Raw genomic sequence first — 14,030 nt, forward strand, 5'->3', positions numbered from 1 at the left:
TCACTAACAACAGCGCGATATCTTTCCACCCTTTGCATTAAATCTAGCTTCTTGCGCTTCTGCAAAAAATTGTTTTTGACATACAACTTCTTTTTCTGGATGATGCTTTTTCATATGCTCTACATATGTTTCATAGCTTGGTACTCCAACAAGTAAGCTAATAAAGTGTTTCCTTTGTCCCCATACTTGCCATAGTCTTTTAAGCATAGTTCCTCGACTCACTTTCATCTCTAGGGATATATGGTGCCTCTTTTAACGGCATCGGCTTATTTCTTAATACTTGAATCCAAATTCGAATTGCAGAAATTAATACAGCGATTACAACGATCATAAAAATCCCACAAAGTGCCGCATCAATATAATCATTGAAAATAATTTGCTTCATTTGGGCAACATTTTTAGCTGGCGCTAACACTTTCCCTTCATCTAACGCTCCTTGAAACACCTTTGCGTGGGATAGAAATCCTATTTTGGGGTTTTCATGAAATAGCTTTTGATACCCCGCTGTCATCGTTACAATAAGCAATCCGACAGTTGGAATAAGCGTCACCCAAACATATGCCTTTTTTCCCATTTTGAATAAAATTGTCGTTCCAAGTAATAACGCAATACCTGCTAACATTTGATTTGCAATACCGAAAAGTGGCCATAATGTATTAATTCCACCAAGCGGATCAACTACCCCTTGATATAAGAAATAACCCCATCCTAATACACATAACGTTGTAGCTATTACATTCGCTAATGTAGAATCCGTTTTCCCAAATGGCTTATATACATGCCCTAAAATATCTTGAATCATAAATCGGCCGACACGCGTTCCAGCATCAATTGTTGTTAAAATGAATAGTGCTTCAAAGAGAATCGCAAAATGATACCAAAATGCCATCATGGCCGTTCCACCTATTACTTGTGAGAAAATATATGCCATACCTATCGCTAACGTTGGCGCACCACCTGTACGTGATAAAATCGTTTGCTCTCCAACGTTTACAGCGAGATCTTTTAGTTCATTTGGTGTAATAGCAAATCCCCATGAGGAAATAACTTGAGCTGCCTGCGAGACATCTGTACCGATAAGTGCTGCAGGACTATTAATTGCAAAATACGTTCCTGGTGTTAATACACAAGCTGCAATCATCGCCATGGCTGCTACAAACGACTCCATTAACATTGCTCCATAACCGATTGGCTGTGCGTGTCCCTCTTGCTCAATCATCTTCGGCGTCGTACCTGATGAAACAAGAGCATGGAATCCAGACACTGCACCACAAGCAATAGTAATAAATAAGAACGGGAATAAGTTTCCAGAGAACACAGGACCAGTTCCATCAATAAATTTCGAAACTGCTGGCATTTGTAAATCTGGTGCTACAATTAAAATACCGATTGCTAATCCTACAATTGTTCCGACTTTTAAAAATGTACTTAAATAATCACGTGGTGCTAAAAGCATCCAAACTGGTAATGCCGATGCGATAAATCCATATACAATAAGCATTATAGCAATTGTTTCTCCGCTAAACGTGAACATGCTTGCAAGCGCTGGATTTTCCGCTACATACTGCCCTCCAATAAGAGACAGTATAAGTAGGATAATTCCAATTACTGACCCTTCACCAACCCGTCCAGGCCTAATGTAGCGCATATATACTCCCATTAAAATAGCAATAGGAATCGTTGCTGCTATCGTAAACATTCCCCAAGGACTTCCGACAAGCGCCTTTACTACTACTAATGCTAATACTGCTAATAAAATAATCATAATACCTAAAATACCAATCATTGCAATAAGTCCTGTAACAGGACCAATCTCATCTTTAATCATTTCACCGAGAGATTTACCATTACGTCTCATCGAAGCAAATAAAATGACAAAATCTTGCACAGCTCCAGCGACAACTACCCCTACAATAATCCATATTGTCCCTGGCAAATATCCCATTTGTGCCGCCAAAATCGGTCCTACTAAAGGACCAGCCCCAGCGATTGCTGCAAAATGATGCCCAAATAATACCCATTTATTTGTCGGAACATAATCTTTTCCATCATTTAATGTATGGGCTGGCGTTTGCCGATTATTATCTAAACCGAATACCTTTCTCGCTATAAATCTACTATAAAAGCGATAAGCAACTGCATACACACATACCGCAGCTACTAAGAGCCATACGGCATTAATAGTTTCACCTTGTGATAAAGCTATTACACCAAAAGCCCCGGCTCCTACTGCTGCAATAACTCCCCAAAGTAAAATCGACTTCAATGTTCTCACATACAATCCCCCCAATACTATTTCTTAGTGGGATTGTACTAAATTTTCTGAATATTTAATTTGAATCCTCCCTATCATGAAGGATTTTTAGTTTATCATGTTAAAAAATTCGCATTATCTGCTATAATTCAATTTTATTTCGAAGTCGTTTCACATAATTACGACTAACTGGAATCGGCTGTTCATCATATTTATCTAAATACAGATTATATGTGCCATTATAGTAAGGCTTTAACTCTTGTACATATGACATATTAATTAAATAACTTTTATGCACACGTAAAAAATCATATGCATTTAGCTTATTTTCTAGCTCCTGGAGTGTATATGTTGAAATATACTGATTATTTGTTGTATAAATTGAAACTGTTTTGTTTTCCTTATTTTTGCTTACATATACAATATCTTCAGGGAAAATATACCGAATCCCCTCTTGACCTTCTATCGGTAGTTTACGCAAATAGCTCTTTGCTTTCTCACCTTGCTCTTTAGCCATTCTATATAAAAGGAATTGCAAATCTTCCTCGCGAAATGGGCGTAGTAAATAATAAACTGCTTGAAAACGAAATGCTGTAATGGACTCTTCTATATCTTCACCCATAAAAATAAATTTCGTATAACAATTTACTTCCCGTAATAAACTCGCATATTCAAAACCCGTTCCATCTAGTAATTTTGAATTTAAAAAAACAAAATCTGGTGTATGCTTCTTCATCATAAATAATGATTCTGTTCCTGTATTTGCTTCAAAACATTCTACATTCCTTATATTTTCAGTAAATTTTTCAACTAAACTTCTTCGCTCTTCTGCATCTTCCATGATCAGTAAAATTTTCATTTCTTCAACCACCTAATTCTTTTGTCCGTATGTCCTGTTGTATACATTCGCTTTTATAAGGAACATTCCCTTTTTCTTACTATACCATTATTTATCTAAAAAAACAGAAAAAAGGGAACCATCATGGTTCCCCCTGCCCTTTTTTCCGTTATTTGTAGGCAGTAAAACCCACTGAATGAGAAAACATGGGCTCTTAGTTTTACTACTCTAAAACATAATTGGTACGGACCAATAATTGAGATCACTTACCGATTAAAGTTTTACCTTATACTAATTCTCGTTGTTTCGTTTCTTGCCCAAGTATAATTACAGCAAATACGCCTATTAAAATTGATCCACAGAAAATCGTAAATATTAGTGATAGTGAAGCCTGTAAAGCAACTAAATATCCTACTAATAGCGGTCCAAGAATACCACCAATACGACCGAATGCTGCCGCCATCCCTGCACCTGTACCACGAATAACTGTTGGGTATTGTTCAGGTGTATAAGCATATAATGCACCCCAAGCACCTAAATTAAAGAATGATAGTAACATGCCTGCTACGATTAATACCGTTAATGACTCTGCCACTCCAAATAAGTAAGCACTGCAAGCTGTACCAATTAAATACGTAACTAAAACAAACTTACGACCAAGACGTTCAATAAACCAAGCAGCTGTGAAATAACCTGGTAATTGAGCTAACGTCATAATAAGTACGTATTGGAAACTTTTTATTAAACTAAATCCTTTTAATACCATTACACTAGGTAACCAAAGGAACATGCCATAATAGGAGAAGACAACAGAAAACCATAAAATCCATAACATAATTGTTGCCTTACGATATTCCCCAGACCAAACTGACTTTATATTTTCGATAACGGATGGCCTTTTTTCAACCTTTTGGAATCTTGGAGAATCCGGTAAATTCCATCTTAAATATAAAGCATATAGTGCCGGAACCGCACTCAATATCATCGCAACTTCCCAACCATATTTCGGTATAACAAAATACGAGATAAGAGCTGCGATTAGCCATCCACCTGCCCAAAAACTTTCTAATAGCACAACTATTTTGCCACGTTCATGTGCTTCAACACTCTCCGATACTAATGTAGAAGCAACTGGAAGTTCTCCACCAAGCCCCATACCAATTAAAAATCGTAAAACAAGGAACATAGCAAGTGTCGTCGTTAAAGCCGTTAAACCACTACCGATAGAAAATAATAATAATGTAATAATAAAGACTGATTTCCGCCCTATTTTATCTGATAGTATTCCAAAAACGAGCGCCCCGACCGCCATACCAATTGAATTAATACTGCCTATCCAGCCCATTTCTTGGGTACTTAATCCCCAATCTTTTTGCAGCGCTACCATTACAAATGAAAGCATTCCAACATCCATTGCATCAAATAACCATCCAAGCCCCGCTATACCAAGTAGCTTTCGCTTCGAAATTTCCTTCACCTTGCCCACAAGAAGTCCTCCTCACACAGCTGTCTTTACACATCATTTTACACGTGTGAATTGTATAAGTAAAATACTTTCATGTAAAAAATTCTCCTTCATCATTCCCAAAAAGTAAAATACTTATCCGACTATTTGAGGGCAGTAAGACCCCTCACCTCAAAATTCAGCTGAAGCAAAGAGAGATAGATAAAAAAACATGGCCATTAAACACCCGATTAGTGAGTGTCCGCAATCGGTAGTAGATGAATAAAAACGCACTTTATTAAAAATGGACAAATAAAAAAGTAGCGATAGAACGCTACTTTTTTGAACGCATGACTTCTTTTAAAAATTCCGCTAATACTAACTGACGACGCCAACGCGTTGGATTGCTACACAATCTATAAAACCACTCTAAATGGATCGCTTGAATCCATTTTGGTGCACGTTTTACCTCTCCAGCCCATACATCTAAACTTCCGCCTACTCCAACGGCCATTTTCGTTTCTAAACGATGCTTATTCGTTTGGATAAAGTTCTCTTGTCTCGGGAAACCAAGTGCAACAAGCAATAGGTCTGGTTTTGCCTTTTGAATACGAGAAACAATATTCTCTTCTTCTTCTTGTTTAAAATACCCATCTTGTATACCCACAATAGATACAGCTGAATACGTCTTCGTTAAATGATCTGCTGCAGCTTGTACAACATGCGGTTTTGCACCTAATAAGAAAACTGATACTGGTTTATTGTCTTCTGATAACGCCGCAAGTAAATTACACATTAAATCAAAACCTGCTACACGTTCCTTTACAGGTGTACCTAACATACCACTTGCTTTTACGACTCCAATACCATCAGGTGTAATTAAATCTGCATTTAATAATGTTTGATGGAATGCTTCATCCTTTTTTGCACACATAACAATTTCAGGATTTGCTGTTACTACCTGAAAAGTATGTGTTCGCTCCACTTCTAGTTGTTCTTTTAAATATTGGACCGTTTCATCCATTGTCATTGTAGAAAAAGGAACGCCTAGAATATCAACTGTTTGTACTGCCATAGTTAACTATCCTCTCTATCATTACAAGTTTTTCGCTATTAATTGCTTATATGTTTCCTTTGTATCTTCATATAGTTTTTGAAGTGAGAAGTTCATAATAGCATGCTCATAAATATGTTTCCCCATTGCTGCTAATTCTCCAGTTTTCCACTTATCATACGCTTCTTCTAATGCTAATGCTAATGCCTTTCCATCATCTGTTGGCACAATCCATCCATACGTTTCATCTACAATTAATGGTTCAATCTCTCCAGCCCTAGTCACAATTGATGGTACGCGTTGATTTGCCGCTTCTAATAAAACTAGTGGGAACCCTTCACTATGGGAGGTTAATAAATTCACATGTGACGACGCAAATAATTGTTTTACATCTTGACGATGCCCTAAAAACTCAACTTTATTATTAATCCCTTTTTCAGTAGCCAATGACTTTAGATTTTCTTCTAACGGGCCATCGCCAACTAACAATACTTTAATTTCCTCTAATTTTGTTCGTTGTAACGCATCAAATAGAACTTCATGTCCTTTCACAGGATGCAATCGTGCTACTTGGATTGCCGTAAATACATCTTCATCAATATTGAACATTTCTTTTTTATTATAACCTTCTGCTTTTTCCTTATCGTATTCAATTCCATTATAAATAACATGCATCTTTTCATTAGAAATACCTAAAGCAGCTAAACTTTTCTTTAATCTATTTGTTACAACAAAAAATAAATCTATATTTTTTAAGGCTTTCAAATTCAATTTCGTAAAAATCCAACCTTTTAAGCCTTGTTTAGTAAAGTCTTCAAATGGATCACTATGAATAGTCGTTACCCATTTTGCCGTTATTCTCTTTTTCATTAAAGAAACATAGAAATTAGCCCTAGGACCATGCGTATGAACTATATCAAATTTTTCATTATTAATGAATTCGCTTATATTCTTTAAAATAGATAAATCATAGCGGGATTTTTGTGAAAACACATGGACTTTTATCCCTAACTCTCTTGCTTCTTTCGCAACAATTCCATCTTCAAATACCGCTAATTCTACTTCACCAGTTGGAAACTGATCGAGAAGTGAAATAATATGTGTTTTCCCTCCCCCATCTTCTGCTCCTGCATTCATATGCAATATCCTCATATTTTTTCCTCCTTTAAATCCTCGCCACATTTCCATCTATCTTTATTTTACTGTACTAAAAAATAAAAGCTAACAAAAGTTAGCTTTTATTTTAATCATTCAATTTCTAAGTCTACAATTAGATAAGCTAACACCACTACAAAGTAGATCCCAACTCCTGGTGCTGTTAAAATATGTCCTGCAATATAAGCAATACCTAATGCTAACAATAAGCTTGCTGCAATCATTCCATATTTTATATTAAATATCTCTTTAAACCTTGTAATAAATACTAGTAGGATTCTTAAGCCGTAATAAATAAATGGAATCATTAGTAATGCAAAACCAATAATCCCAAAGTCATAAAACCAATCATGGAAGTCCATTTCAATTAGCTTTGGATCTGGCTGCTTTTGTTCATTATATTTAAAATTACCTGCATAACCCATTCCTAATAACTTTTGTGACATTGGCGCTTCTTTAAAGAACTGCTTATGTCTTTCTTCATATACTTGACGTCCGCTGAAAATAAGATTTTCTTGATTTTCTTTCTTTTGCTCTTTCTCAAGCTCTTTCTTAACTTCCTCTTCTATCTTCGCCTTTTCTTCTGGCTTTTCAACTTTATGATGCTTTTCTTCTTTTGCTTTAAGTTCTTGCTCTTTTTTCAGCTTTTCTTTAATTTCTTTTTCCTTTTGACCTTGCTGTGCCACATTTTGCTCTGATAAATAGTTATTGTGAATGCCCATATTTTGTGCTAATGGCGTTTGTTTAAACGTTCCAACTACACCAGCTAATAGGACAATAGCAATTACTGCATTAAACGCAAGGGATTTTTTGTTCGGATTTTTTCTATCAAATAATAATTGTAGTACAATGATTCCGATTGCTGCCGCTAACGTAGCACCAATTGAGCCCATTCCTACTTTCGTACCGACCTGAATTAATGAGTAAATCATTAAAAGCGATGGAATCCAATATAAAACGTGTTTCCAGCTCTTTGTTTTTTGAATAGAATATAGTACCACAATAGGGAAAATAATAGCTAAGATTGAACCTAGTTCATTCCCTGCATAGAACCAACCTCGAGAACCTACCTTCATCCATTCATAACTACCAAAATCAGTAGATGTTGAAATAGAAATAACCATAATTGCATTAATGATTAATGTAGCATATACAATACTATTTCGAACCTTATCACTAATATTAACTTTCTTTTTCAATGATTTTAAAGCTAAAATGTATGATCCCAGCATGATATATATATATAATGCTTTCGCAACGAATTTAACTTCTTCACTAAGTACAATAGGATCCTTAACTAGTTTATTATTAATAAATCCTACCCCTAAAACTCCGGCTAATAATATAAGATAAATTAAAAACTTTCTATTTTCCTTCTCTTTTGCCTGAATTAAAATGTAAATACCACCAACAGCCATAATAAGGAATCTTACTAAAATTCCAACGGTAGCACTTGACTTTAATAAAGTGATGCTAAGAGACGTTAATAAATCTAAAACAGGCTGTAAAATAATAAAAAAGAGCAAAAAACGCTCAAATCTAACCCTAGCTTGATTTGCTAACATTCCAAGACCTCCATACAAAATCTTAACATTATCTTTTAATCATAATTTTTTATCATTCAAACACACCTAGCAATTATAACATAACTCATATTCAAATCGAGAACTATTTTTCCAGCTAAAACTAGCCAGGACAAGTATTAACCAGTAATAGAAATTACTGTTCTTTCGCTATACTCCTTATTTTTACAAAAGCTATCTAACAACCATCCCCTTATTTTTGTCAGTATATACATATTTTTTTATCATTTTATACAGATGTAAACAACATACCTACCATTGTAACATTTTACCAACTAGGTAACACCAAAAAAATGTAAAATTAATCTTTTCATATCTTTTTCAAATTACTTTATAGCTATTTTCCAAACATTTTCAAACGCTTTCTTTATGTATTTTATCCGTTTTTCTACATGTAGCGAAAAGTAATTGTTATTTCCAATACTTTAGTGTATATTTTTTCTCTGGAACATCTTTAAGAGGAAGGGATTAAGGCCATGTTATTAATCGATATATTTACGTTTCTTGGCATTATCGCCGCTGCCATTTCTGGTACATTAGTTGGTTTAAAAAAAGATTTAGATTTATTCGGTGTCCTTTGTTTAGCTGTAGCTACTGCGCTCGGCGGCGGTATTATTCGTGATATTATGATCGGTAACCTGCCTCCCGTCGCATTTGTTAAACCCATTTACTTTTTCGTAAGCGTATTATCAGCATTATTTACTTGTATGTTTTTTGAGCGTATCAATAAACTTCAAGTTGTTATTATGCTTTCTGACGCTGTTGGCTTAGGCGTTTTTACAGCTATTGGTGCAAATGCGGCAATGTCACATCATGTTGACGCCTCATTTTTAGTTGTTTCAATGGGAGTCATTACAGGTATTGGAGGCGGTATTTTGCGTGACATTTGCGCTCAAGATATCCCCTACGTCTTCCGAAAAGAAATTTACGCCATCGCTTCTATTTTAGGGGCAATTAGTTTCCTAATCACATATGCAATGGGGGCACACGTATTGGCATTCTATGTTTGTTTATTAGTAACATTCATTATTCGTGTTGTCACTGTCATATATAATGTACATTTCCCAGTTTTCTTTAAAACACATGCTAAAATTAATAAAGGTCATTAAGAGAATTCTATATGGAATTCTCTTAATTTATATACTATTCTACACACTAACATAGAGTAATTGCATATAACAATATATAATTATATTAGAACCAAAAAAATGAAAACGCTTTACAAACAGGGGGAAGAACGATGCTTGGGGTTTTTAAAAAACATAACAATAAAACAAACGTAAGTATACTTGAATTAAGTAAGAATCAACAAATCACTTTTAATGTTCCTACTAATTCTGAACTGAAAATTCAAATGGATATGCTACATATTTCAAAAGAAGATTTACAAATCGTAAAGGTACTACAGCCCTTTATTTATGAAGAAATTGATTGGATTACTGAAAAATTCTATTCCAATATTACAAAACAGCCTAATTTAATTACGATTATCGAACGTTATAGCTCTATTCCAAAACTAAAGCAAACTTTAAAAACACATATAAAAGAATTATTTAGCGGAGATATGCATGAAGACTTTATTGAACAACGTGTTAGAATTGCCAAAAGACATGTACAAATTGGGTTACATAGAAAATGGTATACTGCCGCTTATCAAGAATTATTCCGCTCTATCATGAAGATTTTAAAAACGAAAATTACAACAATTGACGATTTTTCTTATTCCATAAACGTAATAAACAAATTATTTACTCTTGAACAAGAACTCGTTATTGCGGCTTATGAATCTGAATATGAAAGAATGCAAAAAGAACTTGAAAAAGAAAAAGAAATAACAGCTATGACCATTACGCATATTGCAACAGAACTAGCATCTGTATCTGAAAAAACAAGCGCTTCTATTCAGCAGTTAACCGCTAGATCTGAAACGATTGTAGAAATTGCTAAAACAGGTACGTCATTAGCTACAACATCAGAAGAAAAAGCAAATAAAGGTAAAGAACAATTAAATGAGCAAAATAAACGAATGGAATACATTCAAACGAACATGGAAACGATTATTACAGATACGCATGAACTTCTCGATATTTCTAACAAAATTAACGAAATTATAGATATTGTAAAATCAATTGCCGAGCAAACAAATTTACTCGCACTAAATGCTGCAATTGAATCTGCGCGTGCTGGGGAATTTGGCAAAGGCTTTTCTGTTGTAGCTGGAGAAATTAGAAAGTTATCAGAGCAAACGAAAGAATCTATATTTAACGTTACAAAGCTCGTTGAAAAAACAAATGAACAGATTGTTCGTGTCTCTTCTTCCGTGAAACAAATTAGCTCTCTCGTATCTGAAGGAACTGATAGTATGTCTGCAACGGATCAATACTTCCAAGAAATCGTAAAAGACATGTCTAACTCGAAAGAACAGAATAAAAAAATTGAGAATGAGTTAGAAACCATTTCACAAGTAATGAAAGGAATTCAAGACGATTCCTCAAAAATGGCTCTAACAGCCGATAGTTTACAACTGGAATTAAATCGATAGAGTGAAGTTTATGTCAGTAGAGATATTTTATCCCTGCTGACTCTTAGCTTTCATCTTCTATCCATAAAAAAAGAATCCAAACTGGATTCTTTTTATTTTCTGAAAAATATTTTTTGACAATACACATAACTCATATAAACACCAAAGCTCTGCAAAATAAACAATGCTGGCATAATTACATTGTAATATGCCATATCTACTTGGAAGAGCTTTAACAATACGTAGCCACTAGTTAAAAATAAGAACAACATATATCCCTCATTTTGTTGTTTCTTAATAAGGAAGTGTAATAGAGCTATAGTCATAAACAATGTTACGGCTATATATATCAGTTTTTCACATTTAAAAAGAATAGAATTTATTCCCTCATCTGAAAACTGATTTATCATCGGTTCTAAAAGTTTAAATCTTTCTCCCTCAATCTCTTTTAACTTTTGATCAATATGCTCTGTTACACTTTGATTTTTCGATACTCTTTCCTCATGTTGCGTTTTTCCAATTAAGACAGATTGAACATACGTCTCATTCGTAATCGTATATTGTGACAGTCCCATTGTCTTAATTCCATAATTCACACTAAAATGAGCACTATAAAATAGAATAAGTATCCCTATCATCTTTAGTAACACTTTTTGTTTCGTTGCTGATTGAAACACTTCAATTAATAATACATATATCGTGATAAAAATAGGAAGAAATAATCCCATTGGGAAAATCATATTACTACATGCAAATAAAATCGCTGAAAACACCCACATATAAGGATGATCTAATCCTTTATATAAAAGTATGTAGCAAGCAAAATAAAATAAAAATATTGCAAGTGACTCAGGAGTTAATACGGAACTCATGAATATATTTGGAATATACAGAGCATAAAATGTGGAAGCAATACGACCGCATTCTTCTCCAAAAACTATTGCCGCAATACGATAAATAAAAAATGCAGTTCCTGCGCAAAATAACACATTAAATAGTTGTAAAGCAAATAATGTATCACCAAATATACGAATAATTACTGACTCATATATAATAAACGGCAAATGAGTTATAGTCCCTATATTATTGCCAATTGCAATCTCCTTTGCAGACTCATACATCATTTTCATATCACCAATTATTGGAGCATCTACAAATAACAGCATACTAAGCCTCACAACTATAGATATACTTATAAGAAAAATAAGAAATTGTTTGTCTGTAAAACGATATTGTAAAATTGATGCCACTAACAAAATGAGTATGACGAAAATTGCCAATATGATTGTTACACTTGTTGTACTTCCCCCAAAAAATTGCTTACTTGTCTCAAATGCTGTCCAACAACTATAAACAAAAAATGCAAGCATCGCACCAATCGTAATTTTATTGAAGAAAGATGAAAAATTTGTTTGTATATGATTCATATGTCCATTGCACCTCTATTTCCATTCATAACAAAACGATTCTATCATGAATGGGTACACGGCTGATAGGGAATTTCTATGACAAATACATAGTCATTACTTTTTGCTTGCAATGTAAGCGAATCCTCTTTTACACTACATTTTAGATAAAATAAATTTTCTTTCAGTTAACATGAATACAAATACAGAAGTTTAAATAATCCTCTTTTGGAATACGCTTTACTTTATTAAATATCTAATATGAGTAATCCACTTACACATATTATTCTGATTGAAAACAGACTATAGGGGCTGAATATATGGAAAAGAAATTCATGCGAGAATCTAAAGCAATTAAAACAACACGTGTTTTTCCTAACGATTTAAATAATCACCAAACACTTTTTGGAGGGAAATTATTAGCAGAAATTGATAGTATTGCTTCAATTGCGGCTGCAAGACATAGTCGTAAACATTGCGTAACAGCATCTATTGATTCAGTTGATTTTTTAACTCCAATTCACCAAGCTGATTCTGTTTGTTATGAAGCATTTGTATGTTATACAGGGAAATCTTCAATGGAAGTTTTCGTTAAAGTAATCGCAGAAAATTTATTAGAAGGTGAGCGTAGAATTGCCGCCACTTGCTTCATTACATTTGTGGCAATAAAAGACGGAAAACCTTCGTCCGTACCACAAGTACTTCCTGAAACTGAAGAAGAACATTGGTTACACACAACCGGTTCAGAACGCGCGGAAAATAGAAAAAAAGGACGTTTAAAAAGTAAAGAAATGGCTGAGGTTTTAACTTTAAATAAACCTTGGAATATATAATGTTATTTAGCACAGGTAAGCATTCCTTTATCTTCACCTGTGCTTTTTTATTACAAATTAAATTATAAGTTACATATAGCTATCTAAGCATAACGTCTATTCTTAAAATCCCCCACTAACTTGTCCTTTATTTTTATCTACTATTAGTGGTATAGTAGATAATGTTTACTAAACAAGAATGATGCCTATTATTTGTAAAGGATGGTGCAATATGTCTGTTGAAGTACCAATTGTAATACCTAAAACCTTGATTATTATTCCCGCTTACAATGAAGAGGAAGCGATTGCAGATACATTAACAAGACTTTTAGAATTAAAAGAACATTTTGTAGGATTAGATATTTGTGTAATTAATGATGGATCTATGGATAAAACATCTGAAATTGTTACAACATTCCCAGTCCATCTTGTAAATCTACCTTATAATTTAGGAATTGGATCAGCTGTACAGACTGGATATAAGTATGCTTATGAAAATAGTTATGATATCGCTATTCAATTTGATGCTGATGGACAGCATAACCCCGATGATTTATATAAAATCATCCAACCTATAGCTGAAGATCAATGTGATATGGTACTAGGGTCTCGATTTACGGAAAAAACCGCATATAAAGGCAGTCTTTCAAGAAGAATTGGAATATTTTATTTTACTGCCCTACTAAAATTACTAACAAAACAAACATTTATGGATCCAACATCTGGTTATCGTTCTATTAATCGCAAGGTAATTGAAATTTTCGCACAAAATTATCCGAAAGATTATCCAGAACCCGAAGTACTCATTCACTTAAAAAAGAAAAGTCTTCGCATTAAAGAAATATCTGTAAATATGCAAGAGAGACAAGGTGGACAATCTTCTATTACACCGTTAAAGTCTGCATATTACATGATTAAAGTCAGCTTGGCTATATTAATGCAAAAAATTGTGAAAGGTTGATA

The 14,030-nt window shown here is 33.9% G+C and carries 12 protein-coding genes and 1 pseudogene; 5 read left to right on the top strand and 8 right to left on the bottom strand.

Annotated elements, in window-relative coordinates:
* Positions 1 to 3 precede the first annotated feature (3 nt).
* From MR147_RS14335 to MR147_RS14365, 7 genes are all read right to left on the bottom strand, one after another.
* A complete protein-coding gene (locus tag MR147_RS14335) occupies positions 4 to 207 on the bottom strand; it encodes a YbdD/YjiX family protein (RefSeq protein ID WP_000919887.1) in 204 nt (67 codons plus the stop codon).
* Positions 200 to 2,275 (bottom strand): carbon starvation protein CstA, encoded by a 2,076-nt coding sequence (gene cstA / locus MR147_RS14340; protein ID WP_001259569.1) that lies wholly within the window; start codon positions 2,273 to 2,275, stop codon positions 200 to 202. Before cstA ends, MR147_RS14335 begins: the two co-directional genes overlap by 8 nt.
* Positions 2,276 to 2,396: 121 nt before the next feature.
* Positions 2,397 to 3,113 carry a LytR/AlgR family response regulator transcription factor gene (locus MR147_RS14345; RefSeq protein WP_000698252.1) on the bottom strand — a complete coding sequence of 239 codons (717 nt, stop codon included), beginning with the start codon at positions 3,111 to 3,113 and terminating at the stop codon, positions 2,397 to 2,399.
* 265 nt (positions 3,114 to 3,378) lie between these two features.
* On the bottom strand, positions 3,379 to 4,578 hold the full coding sequence (locus MR147_RS14350; protein ID WP_000521096.1) for an MFS transporter: 1,200 nt from the start codon (positions 4,576 to 4,578) through the stop codon (positions 3,379 to 3,381).
* Positions 4,579 to 4,870: 292 nt separating this feature from the next.
* Complete coding sequence (locus MR147_RS14355) at positions 4,871 to 5,611, bottom strand: WecB/TagA/CpsF family glycosyltransferase (protein ID WP_000290759.1); 741 nt, start codon at positions 5,609 to 5,611, stop codon at positions 4,871 to 4,873.
* A gap of 21 nt (positions 5,612 to 5,632) precedes the next feature.
* The gene (locus MR147_RS14360; RefSeq protein ID WP_242304450.1) at positions 5,633 to 6,742 is read right to left on the bottom strand and encodes a glycosyltransferase family 4 protein; all 1,110 of its coding nucleotides are present in this window, start codon (positions 6,740 to 6,742) and stop codon (positions 5,633 to 5,635) included.
* A gap of 95 nt (positions 6,743 to 6,837) precedes the next feature.
* Entirely contained in the window at positions 6,838 to 8,310 is a 1,473-nt protein-coding gene (locus tag MR147_RS14365; RefSeq protein WP_061131908.1) for an O-antigen ligase family protein, read from the bottom strand.
* A 494-nt stretch (positions 8,311 to 8,804) separates the two neighbouring features.
* Between MR147_RS14365 and MR147_RS14370 the strand changes: the two genes are divergently transcribed.
* The 3 genes and pseudogenes from MR147_RS14370 to MR147_RS27265 all read left to right on the top strand — a co-directional run bounded on the left by MR147_RS14370 (position 8,805) and on the right by MR147_RS27265 (position 10,870).
* Complete coding sequence (locus MR147_RS14370; protein ID WP_000924376.1) at positions 8,805 to 9,437, top strand: trimeric intracellular cation channel family protein; 633 nt, start codon at positions 8,805 to 8,807, stop codon at positions 9,435 to 9,437.
* A 251-nt stretch (positions 9,438 to 9,688) separates the two neighbouring features.
* Positions 9,689 to 10,066, top strand: a pseudogene (locus MR147_RS27260) (protoglobin family protein); the annotation flags it as partial.
* The gene (locus MR147_RS27265; protein ID WP_370657705.1) at positions 10,064 to 10,870 is read left to right on the top strand and encodes a methyl-accepting chemotaxis protein; all 807 of its coding nucleotides are present in this window, start codon (positions 10,064 to 10,066) and stop codon (positions 10,868 to 10,870) included. The pseudogene MR147_RS27260 and the gene MR147_RS27265, both read left to right, overlap by 3 nt.
* Before the next feature lie 92 nt (positions 10,871 to 10,962).
* Here the strand turns inward: MR147_RS27265 and MR147_RS14380 are convergent, their stop codons facing one another.
* The gene (locus MR147_RS14380) at positions 10,963 to 12,276 is read right to left on the bottom strand and encodes an ArnT family glycosyltransferase (RefSeq protein WP_242304451.1); all 1,314 of its coding nucleotides are present in this window, start codon (positions 12,274 to 12,276) and stop codon (positions 10,963 to 10,965) included.
* 299 nt (positions 12,277 to 12,575) lie between these two features.
* Here MR147_RS14380 and MR147_RS14385 point away from each other — a divergent pair, with 299 nt between their 5' ends.
* Together MR147_RS14385 and MR147_RS14390 are read left to right on the top strand one after the other, a co-directional pair.
* Positions 12,576 to 13,088, top strand: coding sequence for an acyl-CoA thioesterase (locus MR147_RS14385; RefSeq protein ID WP_061131911.1), 513 nt, complete (start codon positions 12,576 to 12,578; stop codon positions 13,086 to 13,088).
* A gap of 211 nt (positions 13,089 to 13,299) precedes the next feature.
* A complete protein-coding gene (locus MR147_RS14390) occupies positions 13,300 to 14,028 on the top strand; it encodes a glycosyltransferase family 2 protein (protein WP_000110208.1) in 729 nt (242 codons plus the stop codon).
* Positions 14,029 to 14,030: the final 2 nt, after the last annotated feature.

The sequence above is a fragment of the Bacillus cereus group sp. BfR-BA-01350 genome (genome assembly GCF_022663775.1).
Taxonomy (GTDB): Bacteria; Bacillota; Bacilli; order Bacillales; family Bacillaceae_G; genus Bacillus_A; species Bacillus_A paranthracis.